The 23,775-nt window shown below is 68.6% G+C and carries 26 protein-coding genes and 1 riboswitch; of the genes, 17 read left to right on the top strand and 9 right to left on the bottom strand.

Going from position 1 to position 23,775, the window contains the following annotated elements; translation table 11 throughout:
* Positions 1-114 precede the first annotated feature (114 nt).
* Positions 115-295, bottom strand: a riboswitch (M-box (ykoK) riboswitch).
* A 114-nt stretch (positions 296-409) separates the two neighbouring features.
* From NY1_RS03710 to NY1_RS03680, 8 genes are all read left to right on the top strand, one after another.
* Positions 410-1,303, top strand: a complete 894-nt coding sequence (locus NY1_RS03710; protein WP_067708297.1) for a DUF2268 domain-containing putative Zn-dependent protease — start codon at positions 410-412, stop codon at positions 1,301-1,303.
* A 34-nt stretch (positions 1,304-1,337) separates the two neighbouring features.
* Positions 1,338-1,781: a MerR family DNA-binding transcriptional regulator gene (locus NY1_RS03705; RefSeq protein ID WP_067708294.1), complete on the top strand. Its 444-nt coding sequence runs from the start codon at positions 1,338-1,340 to the stop codon at positions 1,779-1,781.
* Positions 1,782-1,934: 153 nt separating this feature from the next.
* Entirely contained in the window at positions 1,935-2,372 is a 438-nt protein-coding gene (locus NY1_RS03700; protein ID WP_067708293.1) for a DoxX family protein, read from the top strand.
* A 236-nt stretch (positions 2,373-2,608) separates the two neighbouring features.
* Complete coding sequence (locus NY1_RS42615) at positions 2,609-2,770, top strand: hypothetical protein (RefSeq protein ID WP_157762024.1); 162 nt, start codon at positions 2,609-2,611, stop codon at positions 2,768-2,770.
* A gap of 35 nt (positions 2,771-2,805) precedes the next feature.
* Positions 2,806-3,609: an alpha/beta fold hydrolase gene (locus NY1_RS03695; RefSeq protein WP_067708290.1), complete on the top strand. Its 804-nt coding sequence runs from the start codon at positions 2,806-2,808 to the stop codon at positions 3,607-3,609.
* Positions 3,610-3,714: 105 nt separating this feature from the next.
* Positions 3,715-4,284 (top strand): hypothetical protein, encoded by a 570-nt coding sequence (locus NY1_RS03690; RefSeq protein ID WP_174567155.1) that lies wholly within the window; start codon positions 3,715-3,717, stop codon positions 4,282-4,284.
* 269 nt (positions 4,285-4,553) lie between these two features.
* Entirely contained in the window at positions 4,554-6,221 is a 1,668-nt protein-coding gene (locus tag NY1_RS03685; protein WP_157762023.1) for a type IV secretory system conjugative DNA transfer family protein, read from the top strand.
* Between the two features lie 59 nt (positions 6,222-6,280).
* A complete protein-coding gene (locus NY1_RS03680; RefSeq protein WP_067708285.1) occupies positions 6,281-6,871 on the top strand; it encodes a DUF4291 domain-containing protein in 591 nt (196 codons plus the stop codon).
* Between the two features lie 44 nt (positions 6,872-6,915).
* Here the strand turns inward: NY1_RS03680 and NY1_RS03675 are convergent, their stop codons facing one another.
* Together NY1_RS03675 and NY1_RS03670 are read right to left on the bottom strand one after the other, a co-directional pair.
* Positions 6,916-8,265: a 2OG-Fe(II) oxygenase gene (locus NY1_RS03675; RefSeq protein ID WP_067708282.1), complete on the bottom strand. Its 1,350-nt coding sequence runs from the start codon at positions 8,263-8,265 to the stop codon at positions 6,916-6,918.
* 147 nt (positions 8,266-8,412) lie between these two features.
* Positions 8,413-9,942 (bottom strand): DHA2 family efflux MFS transporter permease subunit, encoded by a 1,530-nt coding sequence (locus tag NY1_RS03670; protein WP_067708279.1) that lies wholly within the window; start codon positions 9,940-9,942, stop codon positions 8,413-8,415.
* 243 nt (positions 9,943-10,185) lie between these two features.
* Between NY1_RS03670 and NY1_RS03665 the strand changes: the two genes are divergently transcribed.
* The 6 genes from NY1_RS03665 (at position 10,186) to NY1_RS03640 (ending at position 14,728) form a co-directional block, all read left to right on the top strand.
* Positions 10,186-10,404 carry an NfeD C-terminal domain-containing protein gene (locus NY1_RS03665; protein WP_067708277.1) on the top strand — a complete coding sequence of 73 codons (219 nt, stop codon included), beginning with the start codon at positions 10,186-10,188 and terminating at the stop codon, positions 10,402-10,404.
* A gap of 43 nt (positions 10,405-10,447) precedes the next feature.
* Positions 10,448-11,548 carry an SPFH domain-containing protein gene (locus NY1_RS03660; protein WP_067708275.1) on the top strand — a complete coding sequence of 367 codons (1,101 nt, stop codon included), beginning with the start codon at positions 10,448-10,450 and terminating at the stop codon, positions 11,546-11,548.
* A gap of 40 nt (positions 11,549-11,588) precedes the next feature.
* Positions 11,589-11,981 carry a cold-shock protein gene (locus NY1_RS03655; RefSeq protein WP_067708273.1) on the top strand — a complete coding sequence of 131 codons (393 nt, stop codon included), beginning with the start codon at positions 11,589-11,591 and terminating at the stop codon, positions 11,979-11,981.
* Positions 11,982-12,033: 52 nt separating this feature from the next.
* Positions 12,034-13,137, top strand: a complete 1,104-nt coding sequence (locus tag NY1_RS03650) for an ATP-dependent DNA ligase (RefSeq protein WP_218028301.1) — start codon at positions 12,034-12,036, stop codon at positions 13,135-13,137.
* An 8-nt stretch (positions 13,138-13,145) separates the two neighbouring features.
* Positions 13,146-14,201, top strand: coding sequence for a DNA polymerase domain-containing protein (locus tag NY1_RS03645; protein WP_067708871.1), 1,056 nt, complete (start codon positions 13,146-13,148; stop codon positions 14,199-14,201).
* Positions 14,202-14,311: 110 nt separating this feature from the next.
* Positions 14,312-14,728, top strand: a complete 417-nt coding sequence (locus NY1_RS03640) for a VOC family protein (RefSeq protein ID WP_067708866.1) — start codon at positions 14,312-14,314, stop codon at positions 14,726-14,728.
* Positions 14,729-14,747: 19 nt separating this feature from the next.
* Here NY1_RS03640 and NY1_RS03635 read toward each other — a convergent pair whose 3' ends face one another.
* Genes NY1_RS03635 through NY1_RS03625 form a run of 3 tightly spaced genes read right to left on the bottom strand, consistent with a single transcriptional unit; the run spans position 14,748 to position 16,681 of the window.
* Positions 14,748-15,173: a hypothetical protein gene (locus tag NY1_RS03635; RefSeq protein WP_067708270.1), complete on the bottom strand. Its 426-nt coding sequence runs from the start codon at positions 15,171-15,173 to the stop codon at positions 14,748-14,750.
* Positions 15,167-15,784: a hypothetical protein gene (locus NY1_RS03630; protein WP_157762021.1), complete on the bottom strand. Its 618-nt coding sequence runs from the start codon at positions 15,782-15,784 to the stop codon at positions 15,167-15,169. Before NY1_RS03630 ends, NY1_RS03635 begins: the two co-directional genes overlap by 7 nt.
* A gap of 45 nt (positions 15,785-15,829) precedes the next feature.
* On the bottom strand, positions 15,830-16,681 hold the full coding sequence (locus NY1_RS03625; RefSeq protein ID WP_067708264.1) for an LLM class F420-dependent oxidoreductase: 852 nt from the start codon (positions 16,679-16,681) through the stop codon (positions 15,830-15,832).
* 75 nt (positions 16,682-16,756) lie between these two features.
* Here NY1_RS03625 and NY1_RS03620 point away from each other — a divergent pair, with 75 nt between their 5' ends.
* Complete coding sequence (locus NY1_RS03620; RefSeq protein ID WP_067708262.1) at positions 16,757-18,349, top strand: DUF4139 domain-containing protein; 1,593 nt, start codon at positions 16,757-16,759, stop codon at positions 18,347-18,349.
* Between the two features lie 23 nt (positions 18,350-18,372).
* On the opposite strand, the gene NY1_RS03615 is transcribed toward NY1_RS03620, so the two are convergent.
* On the bottom strand, positions 18,373-19,257 hold the full coding sequence (locus NY1_RS03615; protein WP_067708259.1) for an AraC family transcriptional regulator: 885 nt from the start codon (positions 19,255-19,257) through the stop codon (positions 18,373-18,375).
* 147 nt (positions 19,258-19,404) lie between these two features.
* Here NY1_RS03615 and NY1_RS03610 point away from each other — a divergent pair, with 147 nt between their 5' ends.
* Complete coding sequence (locus tag NY1_RS03610) at positions 19,405-20,451, top strand: saccharopine dehydrogenase family protein (RefSeq protein WP_067708864.1); 1,047 nt, start codon at positions 19,405-19,407, stop codon at positions 20,449-20,451.
* Here the strand turns inward: NY1_RS03610 and NY1_RS03605 are convergent.
* The 3 genes from NY1_RS03605 to NY1_RS03595 all read right to left on the bottom strand — a co-directional run bounded on the left by NY1_RS03605 (position 20,411) and on the right by NY1_RS03595 (position 22,638).
* Positions 20,411-21,637 carry an MFS transporter gene (locus NY1_RS03605; RefSeq protein ID WP_067708257.1) on the bottom strand — a complete coding sequence of 409 codons (1,227 nt, stop codon included), beginning with the start codon at positions 21,635-21,637 and terminating at the stop codon, positions 20,411-20,413. The two genes, NY1_RS03610 and NY1_RS03605, sit on opposite strands and share 41 nt — an antisense overlap.
* 84 nt (positions 21,638-21,721) lie before the next feature.
* Positions 21,722-22,441 (bottom strand): SDR family NAD(P)-dependent oxidoreductase, encoded by a 720-nt coding sequence (locus NY1_RS03600; protein ID WP_067708254.1) that lies wholly within the window; start codon positions 22,439-22,441, stop codon positions 21,722-21,724.
* Positions 22,441-22,638, bottom strand: a complete 198-nt coding sequence (locus tag NY1_RS03595) for a hypothetical protein (RefSeq protein ID WP_067708252.1) — start codon at positions 22,636-22,638, stop codon at positions 22,441-22,443. Before NY1_RS03595 ends, NY1_RS03600 begins: the two co-directional genes overlap by 1 nt.
* A 233-nt stretch (positions 22,639-22,871) precedes the next feature.
* Between NY1_RS03595 and NY1_RS03590 the strand changes: the two genes are divergently transcribed.
* Positions 22,872-23,775, top strand: a 904-nt coding sequence (locus NY1_RS03590; RefSeq protein ID WP_067708249.1) for a LysR family transcriptional regulator, incomplete at its 3' end; no start/stop codon positions are given.

Here is a 23,775-nt window from a genome sequence, read left to right as displayed (position 1 = left end):
GTGAACGATTGGCTAACGGAACTTTGTCTGATCCGTCGGGCATCACAACCACCTCCGCTCCACGCGTGCGCAATGAACGCCAAGGGAGCGGGATCGGCGGGGAATCGCCAGGTCGAGTACCACTCCTCGTAAGACCTTCAGCACTCCACGGCGTGAACCCACCCGGTGTTTGGGGTGTGTAGCCGGTCGGGGTGTCCCCTTAATCCGGGGAGACCTGTCCTGATCCGGGGCGTCTCTCGACGTTCGGGATCGCCGGCCTGTATCCGTGAAGGAGCCTCAGCTAACGACGGCACCTTGCGTCGACGAGTAAACACCTCCGGGACGGATACCGCAACCCCGATGTGGGGTGGGTTACTGCCGGGCAATCGGTTTGACCTTGCCGCTGCGGAAAGGTTTAGCGTCGGATGACATGACGATCACCGTGCTCGAGACCGATGCGGCGATGCGGCGAATCCTGCTCGCGCCCAACGCCGATCGCGCCGCGCTGTTGCAGGCGATGCTGGAACCGATGAGCGGGATGTACCGGTATTTCCCGGGTGAGGTGGATCTGGTGGCCATGCACGCGATGGGTTCGGGGTTCCCGATCGACCGTGACGAACAGCGGTGCCTGGAGGCGCTGGATGTTCTGGAAGCGGCCGGGGCCTGGCAGCGGCTGCGGCGCGCCCTGGACGACGCGCTCGCCGTGCAGCTGGCCGCGACGCCCGGGCTGGAGGTTCCCGACATCACCGTGTTGTTCGTGCTGGGCGACCCCGGTGATGCGCATTTCATGGGTCCGGCGCTCGGAGTGACCGGCAATGGCGGTATTTCGGGTTTCATCGTGATCACGCTGTGGCCGTTCCCGGAGAATCTGGCGCGGCTCGAGGCGACCGCCGTGCACGAGCTGGCCCACAATCTGCGCTACGGTCCCGGCGGGGTGGTGTGGGATCCGGCGACCGTCACCGTCGGTGAGCATGTGGTGTCGGAAGGTTTGGCCGACGCGTTCGCCCGGCAGCTCTACGGCGACGAAATCGGTTACACCCGAATCGGTGTGCCGCATCTGCACGACGATGCCGTGTTCGCCAAGGTGATTTCGGGCCTGGGCGTGACCGGCATGGCGAATTTCACCGCGTGGGTCCACGGCGACGACACCGCCCGCCGCTACGGCGTCGAACCGGTGGGTCTGCCGACCGGCGCGGGCTACGCGGCAGGAAACCGCCTGGTAGACACCTACCTCGCGGTGACCGGCCGCACCGCCGCACAGGCATTGCACGCCGACACCGCCGAAATCCTGACCACCGCCCTCCCGCACCTGCCCCGACCTTGACCCTGCCCCCGAGGGCAAGGTTTACCGTCGACCCATGAAGATCGGCGAACTCGCGGCCCTCACCGGCGCCAGCCCCAAAGCGATCCGCAGATACGAGTCCCTCGGCCTGGTCTCTCCGGCCCGCCGCGCCAACGGCTACCGCGACTACGACGACCACGCCGTCCGCGCAGTCCAGGAAATCCGCGGCCTCAACCGCCTCGGCATCCCCGTCGAAGACACCCGCCCCTTCCTCGACTGCCTCGCCGACGGCAGCACCAACAGCGACGACTGCCCCGCCTCCCTCGCCGAATACCGCAGGGCCATCGAGGATCTGACCACCCAGATCGAAATGCTCAGCGCCCGCCGCGACGTCCTGACCCGCCGGCTGCGCGAGGCCGCGTACCGGGGCACGCCCGCACCGCCCGAGGCTCCTCCCGCGTTGTGCACCCTGTCGCCCGCTCTGCCGGTGCCGGTAGACAACGAGCCGCAGCACCTTTGACCGTCCCCGCACCCCCGGATCAGCCGCGCACTCACCCTCATTCGTGAGCTCGCCCGAAAATTTCTGCACCGCACCGATGAATCCCGGCACGGCGCTCCGTCCTATCTGTTGAACGCGCTACCAACCCGGCGCGACCGACCTGAAGGACCGACAATGACCACCGCCAACGCCTCCGCCGCTTACGCCACCGACTTCACCTACCGCCCCGGCAAGATCCGCAATCGTGTCCTGTGGACCCTGCAGATCGTGCTCGGCCTGTTCTTCATCATCGCCTCCGGCGGCCCGAAGCTCGTCATCCCGCACACCCTGATGGACAACGCCCCCGAGAACCTCACCATCTCCTTCGGCCTGCTCATCTTCATCGGCATCTGCGAGGTCGCCGGCGGCATCGGCCTGATGGTCCCCCGCCTGACCGCCCTGGCAGCCGCCGGCCTGTCGGTCCTCACCGTCCTCGCCGCCGCCACCCAGGCTTTCATCGCCGACAAGCCCGGCATGGCGATCTTCCCCCTGGCCCTGGCCGCCATCTTCGCCTGGATCGCCTATGAGCGCCGCGCCGGCCTCACCGACCTGCGAAACACGTTCTCGCGCTGAGAATTCCATACTCCCGACCGGTGATCGGTGGCCTGCCCACCGATCGCCGGTCGTGGCGCGTCGGATCGATCGCCTGTCGGGTTGGCGGCGATCGATCCGGCTGTTTCGGGTGTCCGGAGTGTGCGTCGGCTATGAGGTGGCTCACAGTCGGCTGATCTTGTCGGCGTCGATGTCGAATCCGGGACGGCTCGTTCGAGGGGTAGTCGTCCGGGATTCGACGACATCGAGGAGATGACATGCCCAACGTGCGGGCCGACATGACGGTCAAGCTGGATCGCTTTCTCTGTGGCGTCGACGCACGGGTGTTGCGCGAGGAGTTGATCGAGCTGGAGCGATTCCGGGTGCTCGACTCACCTGCCGTCACTCACTTGAGTTTCCGTTTTCCAGTCGCCGCCTGAGCACGTATCCGCATTCGCCGAAAGGTATTGGTTTCATGACGACTCCGACTTTGACCACTGTTTCCTCCGCCGATGGCAGCATGATCGCGGTCGAGTGCGTGGGTTCGGGCACGCCGGTGATTCTGATCGGGGGCGCGTTCAACGACCGCTCCACTGTCGCCGCGCTCGCTTCGACATTGGCCCCGCAGATGACCGCGGTCGCGTACGACCGGCGGGGCCGGGGCGGCAGTACCGATGTGCGCGGTGAGTATGCCGTGCAATCCGAGATCGAGGATCTGGCGGCGGTGATCGAGCATGTCGGCGGGTCGGCGCACGTGTTCGGCCATTCTTCCGGTGCCGCTTTGGCTTTGGAAGGGGTGCTGCGAGGGCTGCCGATCGGCAAAGTCGCGGTGTACGAGATGCCCGCGGTGGTCGACGGGAATCGCCCGGAACCGCAGGGTGAGGTGTTCGATCGGCTCGTAGCGCTCCTGGCCGGCGGCGAGCGTGACGGCGCCGCCGAACTGTTCCTCACCGAGCAGGTAGGGGTCCCGGTGGCGATGGTCGCCGAGATGCGTCAGTCGCCGGTATGGGAGTTCCTGTGCGCTCAGGCCGGCAGCCTGCCCTATGACGTCGCCGTCTGCGGTCCCGGTATGCGGCTGCAAGCCGACCGATATGCCAGGATCGCGATCCCGACACTGGTCGTCAATGGTGATCAGACCTGGCCCTGGATCCAGCAAGCGAACCAGGCGCTGGCCGCCGCCATCCCGGGCGCTCGCCGGATAGTCCTCCCCGGCGCCGATCACGAAATCCTCAACCAGCCGGCCTTGCTCGCACCGCTCCTGCTCGAGCATTTCGGCTGAGCGGATCATTCCACCGGGTCAGCGCTGAGCGGTTCGGCGAGTTCTGCTCCGGGCCGACCGAAACCGTTCGCGCGCAGCAAGTTACAGCTGGCATGCTTCTTGATTGTGGATCAGGCGGAGGTGCTGCTCATCGGCGGCCGGGCCGGGGTCGGCAAGACGACGGTGGGGTGGGAAGTCTCGGCGTTGCTGCGGGATGCGGCGGTGTCGCACGCGATCATCGATGGTGATTACCTGGGGCAGGTGCATCCGGCTCCGGCGGGGGATCCGCTCCGTGCGGAGATCACCACGTGCAATCTGACCGCGGTGTGGGCCAACTTCGCGCGGCGCGGTTATCGCCGGTTGATCTATATGAATACGGTGAGCGTGCTGCCCGAGGCGACCGCTATGTTCGAGCGTGCAATGGGTGCGGATGTGCGGATCGTACGAGTCCTGCTCACGGCCACCGACACCACAACCGGTGAGCGGCTCAGGCGCCGGGAGCTGGGCTCGGGTCTGGCGCAAGAATTGGACGGCAGTGCCCGTAAGGCACGGCTGCTGGATCGGCAGGCACCCGCGGGCACGGTGCGGGTGGCGACCGACGAGCGCGGTGTCGTGGACATCGCACAGGAGGTAGTGCGCGCCACCGGGTGGATGGCATCTGGCAAGCGCGCGGGCACGAATGACTGGCTCATCTGAATGCGCGCCGGGTTCGCGCCGCGTTCTTCAGCATGAAGCCTGGAACGGGTAGCACGGCGGTGAAGCGGCCGTGTGCGCGCACATAGCTTCCGCCGAGCTTTTCCCTGCGCGAATGCCGTCGCACCGCTTCGTACCCCATGTGCGCCAGTATGACGCGCGGGACCGACAGATTCCGACGTTCAGTGTGCGGGGTCGGTTTGGGGTGATGCCGGACTGGTCGGCATCGAATGTCTTGCGGGACTGCGTGATCCCCGGACGGAGGTGGTGGCATGGGGTTGTCCGCCCCTGTTCCGCTGCCGGGGTGGGTGGGCGTGCGCGAGGATGTATCGGTGCATCCGATGGCCATGATCACTGAAATTGCTGCCGGGCAAGCTGATTGGACTCGCGATCCGGTTCGGGTCGGGGTGGTGGGTGGGGCGTTGGTGTTGGTGGTTGTGGTGTGGGGGCTGGTGCATCGGTGGCGGGGGCGGGGGCGGTTGCCTATTGACGAGAAGGCTGATGCGTTGGGGACCGGGGCGGCGTTGCGGTTTTTGACCGAGGAGGGGGTGCGGGAGCGGGCTCGGGTGGCGGGGGTGCGGGTGGGGCGTGAGGATCCGGCGGGGTTGCCGCTCGGGGTGGCGGTTGGCGATGGGCGGCGGTTGTTCGGGTCGTTCGAGGATTTGTATCTCGATATTTGGGGTCCGCGGCAAGGGAAGTCGTCGGCGCGGGCTGTTCCTGCGGTGTTGCATGCCATCGGGGCGGTCATCGCTACTACTGCTGATCGTCGGCTCGTCGATGCCACTCGTGCGGTTCGTGAGGCCAAGGGCAGTCCGGTGCGGGTGTTCGATCCTGAAGGCCGGCTCGGTGACGAACCCACTTGGTATTGGGATCCTTTGGCGTGGGTGGCCGGTGATCGTAAACGCGCCGCGCACCTGGCCGGGCATTTCGCTCATGGTGAGCTGCGCAATGAGGCGCGCGATTATTTCGATATCGAGGGCGAGGAGTTGCTGGCGGGGCTGTTCTTGGCTGCTTCCCTCGATTCCCGTCCGATCGTGCAGGTCTGGGATTGGATTGCCAATCCGATGGACAGTGAACCGGTCGAGCTGTTGCGGGTGCATGGTCGTAATTTCGCCGCGGCCGGTATCGCTGCGATCTACAACACCGACGAACGCACGCGCAGCGGCATTTTCGGCACCGCCAAGGTGATGGTGCGCTGCCTGCAATACACCGATATGCACCCGTGGATCACGCCCGGCGGCAACCGCATCCGCTTCGACGAATCCGATTTCCTCGACCGCCTCGGCACCCTGTACTGCGTCGCCACCCAAGGCCACGGCTCGGCTGCCCCGCTCGTCGGCGCCCTCACCGAAGCCGTTCTCGACGTAGCGATGTCGCGCGCCCTCGCTTCCCCAGGCGCCCGCCTGCACACCCCTGTGGTCGCGGTCCTGGACGATGCCGCCGATACCCTGCGCTGGAACGACTTCCCGCAACGCTGCGGCCGCTTTGGCGCCCACGGCATCACCACGGTGGTCCTGCTGCAATCCTGGGCCCAGGGCATCCGCTGCTGGGGCCCGCGCGGGATGAACGAACTGTGGTCGGCCGCGACCCTCAAAGTTCTCGGCCCCGGTATCGACGACGCCGCCTTCCTGCGCGACCGCGCCGACACCATGGGCACCGAAGAACTCACCGCCGCCGACCTGCGCGCCCTCCCTCGCGGCCGAGCCGTCCTCTTCCCCGCCGGCGCGCCCCCGACCCTGATCCGCACCGAACCCTGGTGGGACTCACCCTATGCCGACGAGGTCCGCCGCTCCCTCACCACCCACGCACCCGGCCACGCCCCCACCACACTGACCGACCTGATCAACACCCGCCCCAGCCTGAACCCCGTCACCGGCAGCGACGATTCCCCACCACCGAGCCCGCAACCGCCCGGCATCGACGACGTCCGGCCGCTCTGACGGCCACACGCGAAAATCCGGTGGTGCGCGCACTTTCGCGGTCATAGTCTGCGGACGTTATGAATCAGTACGAAATTCGCGCGGACTTCGACCGCGACACCATCGTGGTGTATCAGGCGTTCAGGGAGGCGATCGCGGGACCGGCGGTAGCGGCGCAGCGGTTCGTCGAACCGTTCTCGGTCAATCGGATGACGTGGATCAAGCCGTCGTTCCGGTGGCTCATGCATCGCAGCAATTGGGGGCGCAAGCCGGGGCAGGAGCGGATTCTCGCGGTGCGGATCACGCGGGCCGGCTGGGAGGAGGCGCTCGGGCAGGGCGTGCTGACCAGTCCGGAGCGGCGGGTGTATGCCGATGCGGTGCAGTGGCGCGCGGCGTTCAAGCATGCGGCGGTGCATGTGCAGTGGGATCCGGAGTATTCGATCCGCGGGTCCAAGCTCGATCACCGCAGCATTCAGGTCGGCCTGTCGCGCAACATCATCGAGGAGTACGTGAACGAGTGGACGGTGGAGATTCGCGATCTCACTCCGCTGGTGCACAAGATTTCCGGGCAGTTGCGGGACGGGCGGGTGGATCGGGCCAAGAATCTTGTTCCGCCGGAGAAGGTGTATCCGCTCGGGGCGGAGTTGGCGGAAAGCATCGGGGCATGCTGATTTGCGGCGCGGCGGTATCCCCGCGGCCCTGAGCGGCATCTGGGCTACGGGTGCGGCCGGATGACGATCGCCGCGCGCCGGTACCAGAAGTTGGCGGTATTGCCTTCATTGCCCATGTAACCCTCGAGCTGGGAGGCGAAGGGGGCGAGGGTGGCGTTCGATGTGCCCGGGCACAGTTCCTCGGTGCTGACGGTGCAGGCGGCGGGCACACCGGCGGTCCCGGCGCGGTCGATCAGCCATGTCATCGTCATGCTGGACCAGCGCAGGTCACCGAGTTCGTCCGAGCCGGGGGTCAAGGGCAGCGCGGACTGCACCGGCACGCCCGCGGGGTCGGTGATGATCGGGTCGAGCATCTCGCCGTCCTCGTCGAAGTCCACCTCGGCGCTTTCGACGCATTGCCAGCCGTTCTCCACCCGCTCCCAGCGCTCGCGATAGATGAGCATGGCGGAGGTGTAGTCCTCGTCGTAGATGTCCTCGATCTCGGCGAGTGCCAGCGAGGTGTCGTAGCCCGCGAGATCGGCTGCGGCGAGCAGTATCCCGGTCCGGGCGGCATCGCCGCCTTTGAGCTGATCCCAGCCGAACCCCTGCCGCGAGTACTGGTGATCGAGCGGGTAGACGAGCTGACGTGGAGGACGTTTCGCGGTTCCGTGGCTGGCCGGCCACCTCGATGATTCCACCGGCGTGGTGAAGTGCGCGCGCAACTGTTCGGCCAGCGACGCCACCGCGGGCTCGCGGACCAGCGCGGCGGTGTCGGGCCGGGTGCGCCCGCGCGCGATCAGGTTGTAGGTCAGTGCGATCCGGTATCCGTCGGTGACGGGCAGTACTTCGTGTGCGCAGTCGCCGTAGAAGGCGACGAAGAACAGTTCCTGCGCCGATCCCCGGTCGGTGACCTGCATCCCGTGCTGCTCGATGACGAGTTCCCCGCCGGCGAACACCGACGGAAGGGTCACCACCAGCGTGCCGATCATATCGTCGGCCTTCTCCGAATCCTGATGGCGGGCAAAGAATTGCCCCGGCGCGTACACCAGCATCGAATGCAGCCGCGCCGACAGTTCGCACGTCGGCGGCAACCCCAGCTCGGCTCGCAGCGACTCCAGCACCGGCGCCAACGCCCGATCCCACCGCGGTTCCTCGATCCGCACCCGATCGCGCGGGATCTCCCAGGTATCGCGCACGGTCGCGTCCAGCAGTGTCTGCTCGCGCCGGCCGTAGCGCGCCGGCCGTGCGACCTCGCACAGCCGTTGGGCCTGCGCCGAAGTCACCGGCAGCCGGATCGGACCGACCTCGTCCACGGCGATCACCAGATCGTCCGCCGGTCCGGTGCGGCGGGCGGCGAAGGCGCCCGCCACCGTTCCCAGCAGCTCGCCGATCGCCCGTAAAGTCTTGTCCGTCACGTACTTTCCCCCTGCTCGGCAACCTTTCGCGAGCATCCTCTCAGCACCCACCGACATCCGCGCCGTCCGTGCGGCCAGGGACGCCGGAAACGGCATCGCCCGCCTCGGGTACCGAGGCGGGCGATGCCGCGAGGCGCGGTGGGAACGCTAGTGCGCCAGTACGGGTTTCTCCGCCCCTTCCGGATTGGCCGGTTTGGTGCGGGGCAGGAAGGAGGCCGGGATGAGGGTGGCCACCAGCAGCACCAGGGCGACGATGAAGGTGTGACCGAAGGCCGCGGCGGCCTGGTCGAAACCTTCGGCGAGCAGTGGCGGGGGGATCTTCTGGGCGATGGACGGATCGTAGTTGGAGGCGATGGCCGCGCCCGCGAGTTCGTGGTCGTTGAGCAGGCTGGTCAGGACCACGGAAATGGTTGCGGTGCCGATGGATCCGGCGGTCTGGTTGACGATGTTCATCAGGGTCGAACCGCGGGCGACTTGACCGTGGGTGAGGGTCTGGATGGCGGCGGTCATGGTGGGCATCATGGTGCAGCCCATGCCGAGACCGGTGACGAACAGGGCGCCACAGATCAGCACGTACGGGGTGTCGGCGCCGACTCGGGTCAGCACGGCCATGCCCAGGGACATGACGGCGATACCGGTGAGCACGATCTTGCCGGGGCCGATCTTGTCGACCAGGCGGCCGGCGATGGGCATGGTGAGCATGGCGCCCAAGCCCTGGGGTGCGATGAGCAGACCGGCGGCGAGGGTGGATTCACCGCGCACCTGCTGCAGGTAGGACGGCAGCAGCAGACCGGAGCCGAAGAACGCCATGGCGAACAGGGTCATGGTGAGCACGGCGTAGCGCAGCGACTTGTTCTTGAACAATCGCAGGTCGATCAGCGGGTGCTTGGTGCGCAGGGCGTGGAAGACGAACGCCACCAACAGGATCGCGCCGATGATGGCCGGGATCAGCACCTTGCGCGCGAGCACGGTGCCCGCCTCCGGAATGGAGGACACGCCGAACAGGAACAGCGCCAGGCCCGGCGAGGCGAGCAGCATGCCGAGGAAGTCGAACGATTCCGAGGGTTCGGGCTTGTCGGCGGGGAAGATCACGAACGCCAGGATCAGCGCCACGATGCCGATGGGCAGGTTGATCAGGAAGATCCAGTGCCAGGAGAAGCTGTCGATGAGCCAGCCGCCCAGGATGGGGCCGCCGATCGGGCCGAGCAGCATGGGCACGCCCAGCACCGCCATGACGCGGCCGATGCGCTGCGGTCCGGCCGCGTGGGTCATGATCGTCATGCCCAGCGGCATGAGCATGCCGCCGCCGAGGCCCTGGACGACGCGGAACGCGATCAGGGATTCGATGCTCCAGGCGGTCGAGCACAGCACCGAGCCGAGCACGAAGAACACCAGCGCGGCCATGTAGAGGCGTTTGGTGCCGAAGCGGTCGGCGGCCCAGCCGGTGAGCGGGATGACGGTGGCCAGCGCCAGGGTGTAGCCGGTCATGGACCAGGCGGCGATGGCGTAGGTGGTGTCGAATTCCTGCTGGAATTTCGGGATCGCGACGGTCACGACGGTGACGTCGAGGATGGACATGATCGCGCCGATCACGACCACGCCCGCGATCTTGAGGACCCGCGCGTCTAGTTTATCGTCGGCGGCACCGGCCGCCTGGGTATCCGGAGGGGTTGTCACCGCTTCAGCCTGCCAGGTCGAGGGGCGGGTAACCAGCACCTTTTGTCAGCGACACGCGCGCACATACGGGCTCCCTTCGCGAAGAGGGCGGCGGCCAGCCGAAGCTGTTGGACCGAACGCGAACTCCACCGATCGTACCGAGCGGTAGCAACCCTTGGGCGAACATGGCCGCGCGGACCCGCTCCCCCTCCCGCCGACCCTGCTCGTACGCTGGGACTTCCACCTCTTGCAGGAGTTCACGCGATGATCGACCCGGTAGTGGGTTTGACGGGTACGCTCACCTCGCCGATCCGCGGCGCGGGAACGCTCGGGGAGGTATTGGTCGCCATCCGCGGGGGAACCGAGCTCTATATCGCGCAATCCGAGGAGGCACTGCCCGTGGGCAGCCCGGTGCTGGTGGTGGGTGTGCATCCGGGGCGTGTCGTCGATGTTGTTGCGTGGATTCCCCTGCCCGGCGATTGACAAGCGGGAGAGGGTTTCTCCCGATGAATCGAGGGGAGTTGCAGTGCTGGGTTATCACGTGCCCGATCCGGACGAGGCGATGCTCGTCTCCGGCGGCACCACCAAGGACAACGCGCCGTTCCGGGTGGTGATCGGGCGGGGCACCTGGGTGATGCCGTTCTTCCGCAAGGTGAGCTACCTGTCGCTGGCGATGTTCGAGTCCGAGATCGGGGAACGCTGCGTCACCAAGCAGGCCATCCAGCTGGATGTGCGGGCGGTGATCGCGTTCAAGGTCGCCAACGACACGCAGTCGATCGTCAATGCGGCGCAACGGTTCCTGTCCGAGCAGGAGCGGGAGATGAGCGTGCTGACCGGTCGCATCTTCTCCGGTCATCTGCGCTCGATCGTGGGCTCGATGACGGTGGAGGAGATCATCCGCGAGCGCCAGAAGCTGGCCGACGAGGTGCTGATCGCCTCCAAGATCGAGATGGGGTCGATCGGGCTGACGGTCGATTCGTTCCAGATCCAGTCCATCGACGACGGCAATCTGGGCTACATCGCCGCACTGGCCGCCCCGCACAATGCCGCCGTGCAGCGCGACGCGCAGGTCGCCCAGGCCGCCGCGGCGCAGGTGGCCGCCCAGGCCGAGCAGGAGTCGCAGCGCAAGCAGGCCGAGTATCAGCGCGAGACGGCGATCCTGCGGGCGCAGTATCAGCGCGATATCGACAAGGCCAATGCCGAAGCGGCGCAGGCGGGTCCGCTGGCGCAGGCCACCGCGTTGCAGGAGGTGCTGACCGCGCGCGCCGAACAGGCTCGCAAGGAGGCGGAGTTGCGCGAGCAGCAGTTGCAGGCCGAGGTGGTGAAGCCGGCGCTGGCCGAGGCCGAGCGGGTGCGGATTCTGGCCGAGGCCGAGGCCGATCGCACCCGGATCCAGGCCGAGGCGGCGGCCAGCAACAACCGGATCGCGTTGGACCAGTTGCTGATCGAGCAGTTGCCGGAGATCGTGAAGCAGGCGTCGGCGGGGTTGTCGAATGCGAATCTGACGGTGCTCAACGGCCCGGACGGGGTGAGCGAGCTGGTGAACGGCATGGTGGGTCAGGGCCTGACGGTGTTCAATTCGTTGCAAAAGGCACTTTCCTCCAACAATGATCATGTTGCGGACTAGAGTGACCGCGAGAGGGACGCGACGAGGAGCGGGTGTTTAGGTGTCCATCGGGAAATTGGTGTCGTTCGATAGTTCTCGGGGTTTCGGTTTCATCCGTCCGGAAGACGGTGGGCCGGACGTGTTCGTCCATGTCAACGACATCGGGTTGGACGAGGACGAGCTGCGGCAGGGGCGGGTGTTCGAATTCGATGTGACCGAGGGTGATCGGGGACCCAAGGCGGTCAACCTGGCGCTGGTCGCCGGGCAGGCCGCGCCGCCGGTCCGGCACAAGAAGGAGCGCGGTGCGGGCGGTCAGCTCAGCGCGACCGAGCACAAGCGGCTGATCACCGAACTGCTGCTGGACGCCTCGCCGGCGCTCACGGCCGGGGAGATCCTGACCATTCGGGATCGGTTGACGGCGTTCGCGGATCAGCACGGGTGGATCGAAAACTGACCGGTTCGGATTACGATCGTCTCGGGTAAGGACTCGAACCGAGGAGGTCGGAGTGGAGCTGCCCGTCATGCCGCCGGTCAAACCGATGCTGGCGAAATCGGTCTCGGACCTGCCCCGCGATCCCGGGTTGCTGTTCGAACCCAAATGGGACGGCTTCCGCTGCATCGTCTTCCGCGACGGGGACGAGATCGAACTCGGATCCCGCAACGATCGGCCCCTGACCCGGTATTTCCCCGAACTGGTGGAACTGCTGGGTCAGGTGCTGCCGGACAAGTGCGTGATCGACGGTGAGATCGTGGTGGTCACCGCGAACGGCCTGGATTTCGACACGCTGCAGCAGCGCTTGCATCCGGCGGCGTCACGGGTGCAGAAGCTGGCCGCGGAAACCCCGGCCAGCTTCGTCGGTTTCGACCTGCTCGCGCTCGGTGATGCGGATCTGACCGAGCAGCCGTTCGCCGAGCGCCGCAAACTGCTGGAAACCGTGCTGGACACCGACGACGACTCGCGCGCGCACATCACCCCGATCACCACCGATCCGGAGGTGGCGCAGGACTGGTTCACCCGGTTCGAGGGCGCGGGCTTCGACGGGGTGATGGCCAAGGCCGCGGATCTGCCGTATCTGCAGGACAAGCGGGTGATGCTCAAGATCAAGCATGAGCGCACGGCCGACTGTGTGGTCGCCGGTTTCCGCTGGCACAAGGACGGCCAGGGCGTGGGTTCGCTGCTGCTGGGGCTCTTCGACGACGACGGTAACCTGCATCACGTCGGGGTGGCGAGCAGTTTCACCGCCAAACGCCGTCAAGAGTTGGTGGACGAATTGAAACCGTTGCGCGAGCGCGCCCTCGATGATCATCCGTGGAAGAGCTGGGCCGACGCGGCTGCTCAGGCCAAGGCCGACGGCAAGATGCCCGGCGGGGTGTCGCGCTGGACCGGCGGCAAGGACCTGTCGTGGGAGCCGCTGCGCCCCGAACTGGTCGCCGAGGTGCGCTACGAGCATGTGATGGCGGGCCGGTTGCGTCACGGCGGGCGGCTGGTGCGCTTCCGCACCGACCGCACCCCGGCATCGTGTACCTATGCCCAGCTCGACGAGGTGGCGCCGGCCGAGCTGGCCGATATCTTCGCCGAGGCCAAGAGCGCGAAACAGGCCGCGCGGTGAAGGAATCGATGAGTGTGGAGGTGGACGGGCGCACCGTCACCATCTCCAATCCGGACAAGGTGTATTTCACCAAACGGGGTGAGACCAAACGCGATCTGGTCGACTACTACCTGGCCGTGGGTGAGCCGTTGATGCGCACGGTGCGTGATCGCCCGCTGCTGCTGGAACGCTATCCCGATGGGGCGAGCGGTAAATCGTGGTTCCAGAAGCGGGTGCCCAAGTCGGTGCCGGACTGGTTGCAGACCACCGAGGTCTCCACCCCCAACGGCACGGTCAGCGACGCCCTGGTGGCCGCCGATATGGCGCATATCCTGTGGGCGGTCAACCTGGGCTGCTTGGGTTTTCACGTCTGGCCCACGCACGCCGACGCCGACAAGGTCAGCACCGCGCCGCCGGTGTACGACGCGGCGGGAGCGGTGCTGCCGCCGACCGGGGTGACCGATGAGCTGCGCATCGATCTCGACCCCTCCCCCGGCATCTCGTTCGAGGATCTGCGCGCGGCCGCGTTCCGGGTGCGCGAGTTGTGCCAGGAGCTGGGCATCGATGTGCGCGTGAAGACTTCCGGTTCACGCGGTCTGCACCTGTACGCGCTGTTGCAGCCGGAATGGGACGGCTATCAGGTGCGGGCGGCCGCGGTGGCGCTGGCCCGGGAGCTCGAACGCCGCCATCCCGAGACCATCACCGCGGCGTGGTGGAAGGAGGAGCGCGGCTCCCGGGTGTTCGTCGATTTCAACCAGAATGCCCCGCACAAAACGGTTTTCGGGGCGTGGTGCGTGCGCCCGAAGGTGGGTGCGCAGGTCTCGACGCCGATCGCCTGGGACGATCTGGCCGGGATAGTCCCGGAGGAGCTGACGATTGCCACCGTGCCCGCCCGTGTCGCCGCACTCGGTGACCCGTGGGCCGACCGCACCCCGCAATCGATCGCCCCGCTGCTGGAGATGTCGGACAAGGACATGGCCGCCGGGCTCATGGACGCCCCGTGGCCGCCGGTCTACCCGAAGATGCCCAACGAGCCGCCGCGCGTGCAGCCGAGCAAGGCCCGCAAGAAGGACGACGCGGAGTAGGAGTCGTTGCGGCGCAGCCGATGCGGTCACCGGGGACGGCGGCCGCATCGAATCCGGCTATTACGAAACAATTTCTTTCCATAATGGGCTGGGCGTGGCAGCATCGGCTCATGCCTATCGCAACTTCCTCCATCGACCATGTGCGGCTGACGGTTTCCGATATCGAGGCCTCACGGAAGTTCTACGAGGCCGTGTTCGGGTGGCCGATCTATGTGGAGTGCCCCGAGAACGCGGACGAGGCGACCCGGCAGGCGCTGTGGTTCCTGTTCGGCGGGGTGCTCTACCGGGTGAGTGACACGCAGTTGGTGGGTTTGCGGCCGGTCGGCGAGGACGGGTTCCACGAAGATCGGTGCGGGCTGGATCATCTGGCGTTCACGGTGCCGGATCGGGCGGCGCTCGAGGCGGCGGCGGTGCTGCTCGACGAGCTCGGGGTCGCGCACGAGCCGATCAAGGACCTGGGGGTGATGGCGATTCTGGAGTTCCGGGATCCGGACAATATCGCGTTGGAGCTCGTCGCCCACGCGTGAGCGAGTATGCGCTGAGTGGTCAGCGCCGGAAACTCAGTGCGGCGCTGACCATGGCGGCGGCTGCCGCGAGGGCGGCGAGGGCGAGTAGCCAGCAGCCGGTCGCGTAGTCGCCGCCGTGGAAGGGACCGAAGTCGAAGAACACGTCCGTGCCCTCGAGGCGGTAGGACGCGGCGACGGTGAGCGCGGTGAGCGTCCTGGCGAAGGTGGTGCCGGCGGCGACGGCCGCGACGCCCCGGAGGGCCGGTGCGCGGGCGGCCAGGCCGGCGCAGAGAGCGAGGCCGGTGAGCAGAGCGAGCAGGGCGCCGGCCATCAGGGGGAGAAAGTCCCAGCGCCACAGGGTCACCCCGTCGATGCCGATCCGCCAGGCGGAGAAGGAGTAGCCGCCCGCCTCATCGCGCAAGAGGTCCAGCAGTGCGCCGGGGACGGCCGCGACGGCGGTCAGCACCAGAGCGATGCCGGTGCGGGTGTCGGCGCGGCGGGTTCCGGACGGAAACGCATTAGCCGGTGCCGCAACGGCTTTGAGTACGACGGCCGCGGCGACGATGGCGGCCAGCACCAGTGCCCACAGTCCGGAGGAGAAGTGTAGTCACCGTCCTGTTGCCGGTTGCTGGGCGGCAGGACGGCGGCGAACATGGCGACGGCGACGCCGAATGTCGTTCCCGCGGCGAGGTATCCGGCGCCCGAGCGCGGTTGTGGTCCGCGCCGGCGGGTGCGCAGGTACAGCAGGGCCGCGACGGCGGTGGCGGCGCATCCGCACAGCAGCAGCGGAATCCAGAGATATTGTGCGGCGGTGTGGTATTCGGCCCGATCGGCGGTGACCCCGCCGTAGCGGTAGCGCCAGGCGTCGCGCTGGATTTGCAGTTCGACCCGTTTGCCGGTGCGCATTCCGGCGTATTTCCAGGTCAGCAATGGCATGAGCGAGGCGGCGAGCAGCAGCAGCGCGGCCAGGCACAGCAGTCCGGCCGAGACCGGTCGCCCCGGCGCGTCCGGCGGCGGCGAATCCCCCGCTGTGCCTTGGGAATCGAACGATGATCCGGAGCCCTGGACGCCGCCCACCTGTCGAATGTAGGTGATGGCGGGCGGCGCCACGCCGGGAATCGGTTACCGGCGGGGTGTTGCGGTGCGCTGGGCCAGCAGTGGTGCGAGGGCGCGCAGGGCCGGGAGGGGGTCGGCGGCGCCGAGGATCTGCACGGCGATGTGGTCGGCGCCCGCGTCCAGGTGCGCGGTGAGCTTCGCGGTGATGGCGTCGGCGTCACCGTGGGCGATGACGGCGTCGTAGAGCCGGTCGCTGCCGGGGGCGGTGAGGTCGGCGTCGTCGAATCCGAAGCGGCGCAGATTGCCGGTGTAGTTGGACAGGCCCAGGTAGAAACCGAAGACGGGGGCGCCGGTGGTGCGGGCGCGGTCCGGGTCGGCGTCGAGGACGACCTTGTGTTCGGGGATGATGCGGGCGTCGGGTCCGAGCTGGGCGCGCAGCGCGGCGGTGTGCTCGGGCACGGTCAGATACGGCAGGGCGGCGGCGGTGCGGTCGCGCGCCAGTTTCGCCACGCGCGGCCCGAGCGCGGCCAGTGCGCGCCCGTGTGCCGGGACTCCGGCGGCGTCGAGGTCGTCGAGGTAGGCGACGAGGGCGTCATAGGGTTTGGTGTAGTCGCCGTCGTGCTCGCGATGGCCCGCGCCGACCCCGAGCAGGAACCGGCCTGGGAATCGGGCCTCGAGCCGGTGGTAGGTTTCCGCGGCGTCCTTGGCCGTCGAGGACCAGATGTTGACGATGCTGGTGGCGACGGTGAGCGTGTCGGTGGCTTCGAGCAGGGCGTCGTAGCCGTCCCAGTCCGCGGCCGGGGAACCGCCCAGCCACAGCGCGCCGTAGCCGAGTTCTTCGATTTCGCGGGCCGCGGCGGGCGTCACCGTCGAGTGGGGCTGCCAGACACCGTATTTGCCAAGATCGTCTGCGGTCATACGTGTCGCCAACACGCCGGACTCTCAGGCAATTCCCGGTGCGGCGGACGGGGGCGGGCGGGTAGCGTCGCGCGGGTGACCGATACCGTGCAAGCACCGATCGTCGCCGTGACCGTCTATCCCGGTCAGGCCAGAATCACGCGCCGGACCACCGTGGAACTCGAGGCCGGGGCGCGGCGGGTGGAGCTCGGCGGGCTACCGCTGGGTCTGCTGCGGGATTCGGTGCGGGTCAACGGGCGCGGCGCGGCGAGCGTGGTGGGGGTGGAGGTGACCACCGCCCGGCATGCGCAGTCCCCGGACGCGGTGGTGCACGAGCTGGAGAAGCGGGCCGCGCAGGCCCGCCTCGGGCTGGCGGAGGTGACCGATGCCGAGACCGTCGCGGACGGGCGCATCGAGTTGCTGACCGAGATCGGCCGCAAGTCCGGTCAGACGCTGGCGAAAGCCCTGTCCCACAGCAAGATCGAGCCGCAGCGGATCGCGTCGGTCAATGACGCGCTGGCGCGGCAGCTGTCGGACGCGCTGGCCGGTAAGCGGGAGCTGGCCGATCAGCGCCGGGCGTGTGAGCAGGAATTGCATGTGGTGGAGCGGGAATTGGCGGCGGTGCGCCGCCAGAGCGTCCCGGACCGGCAGGTGGTGGTGGTCGATCTGGAGGTGCGGGCCGCCGGGCCGCTCGAGGTCGAGGTGTCGTATGTGATCGATGATGCGCGCTGGAGTTCGAGTTACGACATCCGGTTGCGCGGTGAGCAGCTGACGTTGACCTGGCATGCCGAGATCACCCAGGACACCGGGGAGGATTGGCCGGAATGCGAATTGGCGCTCTCGACGGCGCGTCCGGCGATCTCGGCGCAATTGCCGGAGCTCTCGCCGTGGTATCTGGATCGACGCCCGCCGCCGCTGCCGCCGGTGCCGGTGGCCGCCGGCGGGTACGGCGGGGCGATGGAGCAGTCGGACGCGATGATGGCGGCCGCGCCCGCCGCCGCGCCGATGATGATGCGCAGGTCGAAGGCGCCCGCGTTCGCTCCCCCGCCGCAGGCCGCGGTCGAGCACGGGGTCGCGGCCACCACCTATCGGCCCGCGCGCACGGTCGCGGTCCCGGCCGACGGGTCCGCGCATCGCACCACGGTGACGGTGATCGATCTGGGTGCGGCGCTGGATCATGTGACGGCTCCGGTGGCGAGCACCGAGGCGTTCCTGCGCGCGACCGCCACCAATACCTCCGAGCACGCGTTGCGGCCGGGCAAGGCGTCGGTGTTCCACGAGGACGAGTTCGTCGGCACCACGAGCCTCGAGGTGTGGGCGCCGGGTGAGGAGGTGGAGTTGAATCTCGGGGTGGACGACCGGATCCGGGTGGAGCGGGAGCTGGTGCGCCGTACCGCGGGCAAGGCGATGATCGGCAGCAGTAAGCGGCGCGAGGCGCAGTATCGGATCAAGGTGGCCAATCATTCACCGCGTGCCACGAAAGTCACTGTCCTGGATCAGATTCCGGTGTCACGTGACGACGGGATCGCGGTGAAGGACATCGTGTGCCGGCCCGATCCCAAGGAGCGCACCGAACTCGGTGAGCTGACCTGGGAGCTGGCTTTGGAACCGAATGCCGCGGCGGAGATCACGGTGGGGTTCCGGGTGGATACGGCCAAGGGTGTGGAATTGGCGGGCTGGCGGGAGTAGTCGCCGCGCCGGTGGTGTGCGGTTCAGCCCGCGTCGGCGATGGTGTCGGCGCGGGCGGTGGACCGGTAGCGGCCGGGTGAGACGCCGAATTCGCGTTTGAAGGCTTTGGCGAACGCGTATTCGGAGGTGTACCCGTGTTTTTCGGCGATGGTGCGCAAGAGCGCGTCCGTCTCGCGCAGCATGCGGGCGGCCAGGGTCATGCGCCACCAGGTCAGATAGGTTTGCGGGGCGACGCGCAGGGTGGCGGTGAAGCGTTGCGCGAACACCGATCGGGACATTCCGGCCTGGGCGGCGAGCGATTGCACCGTCCAGGCGCGGCCGGGGTCGCCATGCATGGCGCGCAAGACCGCACGCAGTGCCGGATCGTGTAGTGCGGCAGCCCATCCCGAATCGGCGGGGTGGGCGTCGAACCAGGCGCGCAGCAAATAAAGCAGCAGTACTTCCAGCAGGGGTGCGATGGCCCCGGATTCCTCACCGCTGTCGATTTCGTAGCCGAGCAGGTCGATCGCGCCGCGCAGGGCGGGGTGGCGGCCGACACGCGCCGGAATGTGAATGATGTCGGGCAGTTCGGTGAGCAGGGGGTGGGCGCGCGCCTGGTCCAGACGGTAGGCGCCGCACAGCAGCACGGTGGTTTCGGCTGCGGCGAGGGGTGTTTCGGTGTGGTCGCGGTCGGGTCGGCTGCCGATGGCGTGCCCGTGTTCGCGCGGGAGGAAGGCCACGTCGCCGACTTGCAGGCGGAGGGGTGGGCCGTGGGCGGGGGTGAGCCAGCACGAACCTTGCAGCACCACATGGAATCCGGCGCCGTCGGCGGCCGGGAAGCGTTGCAGCCAGGGGCCGTGGTTCTCGGTGCGGTTGGAGTGCGGGATGCCGATGCGCATGGCGGCCACGGCATCGCTGAGAACGTCCACTCTTGTCACCGTACCGGCGGATCGCCGAGGGCCGGACGATCGGACATCGATCCCGGAGCAACGAGCATGGATCGTCCGAGGGTTGGTTCCTAGCGTGGATTGCGGGCCGATTCCCGGCTCAGCGTTCAACCTATGGAGTTGTCTGTCATGAGAATTGCCGTGCACGGTGCGACCGGATTCACCGGTGGTCTGGTGGTCGCCGAACTCGAGCGGCGCGGGATCACCCCGATCCTGGTCGGCCGCGACGCAACCCGTTTGCGTGCGGCCGCTCTCGGCGCCGGGGTGCCCGATGCGGAGATCCGGGTCGCCGAACTGGCCGATTCCGGCGCGCTCACCGCGGCTTTCGCCGGGGCCGAGGCGGTGGTGAATGCGGCGGGGCCGTTCACGCTGTGGGGTGAGCCGGTGGTGCGGGCCGCGATCGCCGCCGGTGTGCACTATGTCGATACCGCCGGTGAGCAGGGCTATCTGCACGAGATCCTGACCGGTTGGGATGCGGCGGCGCGGCGGGCGGGGGTGAGCGTGGTGCCGGGGATGGCCGATGACGGCGGTCCTGGGGATCTGATCGCCGCGCTCACCGCCGCCCAGCTCGGGGAACCGGTGCAGGAGTTGCTGATCGCCGATATGCGCCGCCCGGCCGCCGCGTCGCGGGGCACCGCACGGTCGATGGCGGCGATCGTGTCGACCGAACCGGCCGAGTTCATCGATGGGGATTGGCGGCCGGTGACCGAGTTCGCTCCGGCTCCCCTGCGGGTGCCGGGTGAGCCGGATCCGGTGCCGGTGAGCGTGTTTCCGCTGCCGGGGATCGCCACCATTCCCCGGCATGTTCCCGCGCGCCGGGTGCGCAGTGCGATCCGTGCCGAGGCCGCCGCGCTGTTCACCGGTTTGACCGCCGACGTGGTCGATGCGGTGCCGGCGGTGCTGAGCGAGGCCGAACGCGCCACCGGTGAATGGCTGATGCTCGCGCACGCGCGCAGCGCCGGTGGCCGGTATGCGCGCGGCTGGGTCACCGGTCCCGACGGGTACGGGTTGACCGCGGTGATCGCGACCGAGGCCGCCCGCCGGCTGGCCGCCGAGGGCGCGCCGGCCGGAACCCTGAGTCCGGCACAGGCTTTCGACCCGGCCGATTTCCTGGATTTCCTGACCGGCGCGCAGGTCAGTTGGAAGGTAGAGCAGCTTCCCGCGGCGCGGGAGTGACCGACGGGGTGAGCCACACCGCCACCGAGGCCAGCACGCTGAGCGCGGCCCCGAACCACAGCACCGCGGTCAAAGCGACCGAATCGGTGACGATGCCGCCGAACAGCGCGCCCAGGGCGATGGCGAGGTTGAACATGGCGGTGTTCAAGGCGGTGGCGGCCTCGGTGGATTGCGGTGCGGCGCGCAGGATCCAGGTCTGCACGCCGACCGGGATGCCGCCGAACGCCAGCCCCCACACCACCAGCAGCGCGATCGCGGTGACCGGGGTGCCGCCCAGCACCGCGACCAGGACCAGGACGGTGGCGAGGGTGATGCTGATGGCGACCAGGGTGGCGTGGATATTGCGGCCGGTGGCCACGCCGGTCACGAAATTGCCGACGATACCGGCGATTCCGAAGGCGAGCAGGGCGGGCCCGACCATCGCCTTGTCGAGGCCGGCGTGCTCGACCAGCAGCGGGCTGATGAAGGTGAACGCCGCGAAATGCCCGCTGACCAGCAGGAAGGTCATGAGCACGCCGGTGCGCACGATCGGGTTGCGCAATTGCTGTGCCAGGGTGCGCAAGTGGACGGGCGCACCGGCCGGTAGCGGCGGCAGGAGCAGCACCAGCGCGGCCACCACCAGCAGGCCGAGGCCGCCGAGCAGGGCGAACGCCACCCGCCAGTCGGTGAGTTCACCGATGAGGGTGCCGGCGGGGACGCCCAGGACGTTGGCGGCGGTGGCGCCGCCGAAGGCGATGGCGGTGGCCTGCGGGACATAGCGGTCGGGCACCATGCGGACCGCGATGCCCGCGGCCAGCGCCCAGAAGCCGCCGATGGCGATGCCGATCAGGACGCGGGAGGCGAGCAGGACCGCGAAACTCGGGGCGGTGGCCGACAGCACGTTCGCGGCGATCATCAGGGTGATCAGGCCCAGCAGGACCAGGCGGCGATCCAGGCGGCCGATGGCGACCGGCAGCAGGGGCGCGGCGGCCGAGGCGATGAGGCCGGGGGCGGTGACCATGAGGCCGGCGGTGCCTTCGGAGACGCCGAGTTCACCGCTGACGGAGGTGAGCAGGCCGACGGGCAGCTGTTCGGAGGTGACCATGGCGAAGGTGCCGACGGCCACCGCGCCCACCCCCAGCCAGCGATGCCAGGACACCCGCTCGGAGTCCTCGGGGGCGGCGGCGGATTCGGTGCGGGAAGACATGGGAGAACTCCTGTGGTGTGGATCGGGGGGTGCGGAGGCCGCGCCGGTGTTGTCGGAACCGGCACGGGGCGTGGAATATTCGCGTTATCGCGGGTGAGATGCGCCACCGTCGGCGCGAATGGTCTGGCCCGATACCCAGTCCGCGCCGGGGCTGGTGAGCCAGTCCACGACGCATGCCACGTCCTCGGGCCGGCCCAGGCGCGAGCGCGGTGCGGCGGGCAGGTCGGGTGCGGCATCGTCGCCGACCGGGCCGGGCGCGACCGCGTTGACGGTGATGTCGCGGTGCGCCAATTCCGTTGCGGCGGCGGCCACGAGCGTTTCCACGGCGGCTTTGGCCGCCGCGTACAGTCCGCGTCCGGCGGGCGGGAGCGCGCTGGTGATCACCACGTACCGGCCGTGGTCGGCCAGGTCGCGGGCGGCGGCGCGCAGGGTGTGGAAGACGCTGCGGGTGTTGCTGTCGAGGATCAGGTCGAAGTCGGCATCGGTGTAGTCGGGCAAGGGTTTCGCGCGCAGCACGCCGACGGTGTGCACGACGATGTCGATGCGCCGGTGGCGGGTCTTGACCCCGGCGAACAGGCGGGTGACGTCCGCGGCGCGGGTGGCGTCGGAGCGGATGGCCTCCACGGTGGCCGGGTATCGGTCCAGCCGGGCCAGGGTCGCGGCGGCGGCGTGCTCACCGCGCGAATAGGTGAAGACGGTGATCGCGCCGCGGGCGGCGAACATTTCCGCGCAGGCCGCGCCTTGGTCGCGGCTGCCGCCGATCACCAAGGCCACTTTGCCGTCGAGGTCGGCCGCGCCGGCCATCAGGTGCGGCGTGGTTCGGCCACGACCGGCGCCTCGGGGCGCGTGGTGCTGAAGCAGGTGCGGCTGCGCCAGGAGGGGCGGCGCACGAAAGTCCGCTCCCCGCCTGGGGTCCCGGCGCCGTCCCCGGGTGCGGCGTGGGTGGCCTGGCCGCCGCGGCTGCGGGTGGTCGCGGCGGGATCCGGCGGTGTGGTCGTCATGGTCGGGCAGTCCTTCGATTCGGGGGCCGTCGCGTGCTCGGGCCGGGCGCTCAGCGGGCCGTGCGCTCGCTGTTGCCTTCAGCTTGCTGGGCCCGCGACCGGAACGGAAACAGTTGCTGCCTGTAGCGGCCACCGAATTTCCCTGTGGCCCAGCCAAACCCGCCCCACCAGCGCCGATACCGTCGAATCCGGCTCGCACGGCGCCGTTTTCACCCCTGCCGTACGGTGATCGCGTGATAGCTCTCGATATTCGTCAGCTGCAGTCGTTCCTGGTGGTGGCCGACGAGCTCAACATCACCCGCGCCTCGGCCCGCCTGCACCTGTCCCAGCAGACGCTGTCGGCGCAGATCCAGCAGCTCGAGCGCGCGATCGGCGTCACCCTGCTGGTGCGCACCTCCCGCGGCGTGCTGCTCACTCCCGCCGGTGTCGAACTCGAGCGCGGCGGCCGCGAATTGGTCACCGACGCCGCCGAACTCGCGCAGCGCGTGCGCGCCACCGAAACCGGCCGCCTGGGCCGGCTGCGCCTTGCCTGCTGCCCCTACGCGACCGCCCTGTTCGCCACCGAGGTCGCCGATGCCATGGAAGCCGCCGTCCCCGGCCTCGAGGTCGACCTCGTCACCGTCCACACCCCACCGGAGGAACGCGCCCTGCTGCTGTCGGGCGAGTGCGACGCCGCCTTCATGTGGACCCCGCTCGGCGACCCGGCCCTGCACCACGCCACCATCCGCACCGACTCCCGAGCCGTCGCCCTCTCCCCCAAACACGCCCTGGCCCACCAGGATTCGATCGCCCTGTCCGACCTGGCCACCGACCCGGTCATCCGCCCCGACATCTTCCTCTCCGAGGAGAACCTCGCCCACTGGCTCGCCGACCCCCGCCCCGACGGCGCCCCCGCCCCCCGCGGCCCCGAAGTCACCAAACTCGAAGACGCCCTCCTCATGGTCGCCCGCGGCAAAGGCATCTGGCTCGCCCCCGAACCCCTCTCCCGCTGGATCCCGGTCTCCACCGTCATCTGGCGCCCCGTCCCCGACGCCCCACCCTCACCCCTGGCCCTCGTCTGGACCGACACCGCCCCCCACGCCCTGATCGCCCGCATGATCGCCGAAGTCCGCACCATCACCGGCTACACGCGCGCCG

The sequence above is a fragment of the Nocardia yamanashiensis NBRC 100130 genome, assembly GCF_001613325.1.
GTDB classification, from domain to species: domain Bacteria; phylum Actinomycetota; class Actinomycetes; order Mycobacteriales; family Mycobacteriaceae; genus Nocardia; species Nocardia yamanashiensis.
Note: the sequence above shows the minus strand (reverse complement) of the source record. Positions and strands in the feature narration are given on the sequence as shown.

Coding starts and splice junctions, on each gene's coding strand:
- NY1_RS03700 (WP_067708293.1), top strand. CDS start 1,935: ATGACCACCGCCAACGCCTCCGCCGCTTACGCCACCGACTTCACCTAC.
- NY1_RS03595 (WP_067708252.1), bottom strand. CDS start 22,638: ATGACGACCACACCGCCGGATCCCGCCGCGACCACCCGCAGCCGCGGC.
- NY1_RS03610 (WP_067708864.1), top strand. CDS start 19,405: ATGAGAATTGCCGTGCACGGTGCGACCGGATTCACCGGTGGTCTGGTG.
- NY1_RS03705 (WP_067708294.1), top strand. CDS start 1,338: ATGAAGATCGGCGAACTCGCGGCCCTCACCGGCGCCAGCCCCAAAGCG.
- NY1_RS03710 (WP_067708297.1), top strand. CDS start 410: ATGACGATCACCGTGCTCGAGACCGATGCGGCGATGCGGCGAATCCTG.
- NY1_RS03605 (WP_067708257.1), bottom strand. CDS start 21,637: ATGTCTTCCCGCACCGAATCCGCCGCCGCCCCCGAGGACTCCGAGCGG.
- NY1_RS03680 (WP_067708285.1), top strand. CDS start 6,281: ATGAATCAGTACGAAATTCGCGCGGACTTCGACCGCGACACCATCGTG.
- NY1_RS03685 (WP_157762023.1), top strand. CDS start 4,554: ATGGGGTTGTCCGCCCCTGTTCCGCTGCCGGGGTGGGTGGGCGTGCGC.
- NY1_RS42615 (WP_157762024.1), top strand. CDS start 2,609: ATGCCCAACGTGCGGGCCGACATGACGGTCAAGCTGGATCGCTTTCTC.
- NY1_RS03600 (WP_067708254.1), bottom strand. CDS start 22,441: ATGGCCGGCGCGGCCGACCTCGACGGCAAAGTGGCCTTGGTGATCGGC.
- NY1_RS03625 (WP_067708264.1), bottom strand. CDS start 16,681: ATGACCGCAGACGATCTTGGCAAATACGGTGTCTGGCAGCCCCACTCG.
- NY1_RS03695 (WP_067708290.1), top strand. CDS start 2,806: ATGACGACTCCGACTTTGACCACTGTTTCCTCCGCCGATGGCAGCATG.
- NY1_RS03645 (WP_067708871.1), top strand. CDS start 13,146: ATGAGTGTGGAGGTGGACGGGCGCACCGTCACCATCTCCAATCCGGAC.
- NY1_RS03640 (WP_067708866.1), top strand. CDS start 14,312: ATGCCTATCGCAACTTCCTCCATCGACCATGTGCGGCTGACGGTTTCC.
- NY1_RS03665 (WP_067708277.1), top strand. CDS start 10,186: ATGATCGACCCGGTAGTGGGTTTGACGGGTACGCTCACCTCGCCGATC.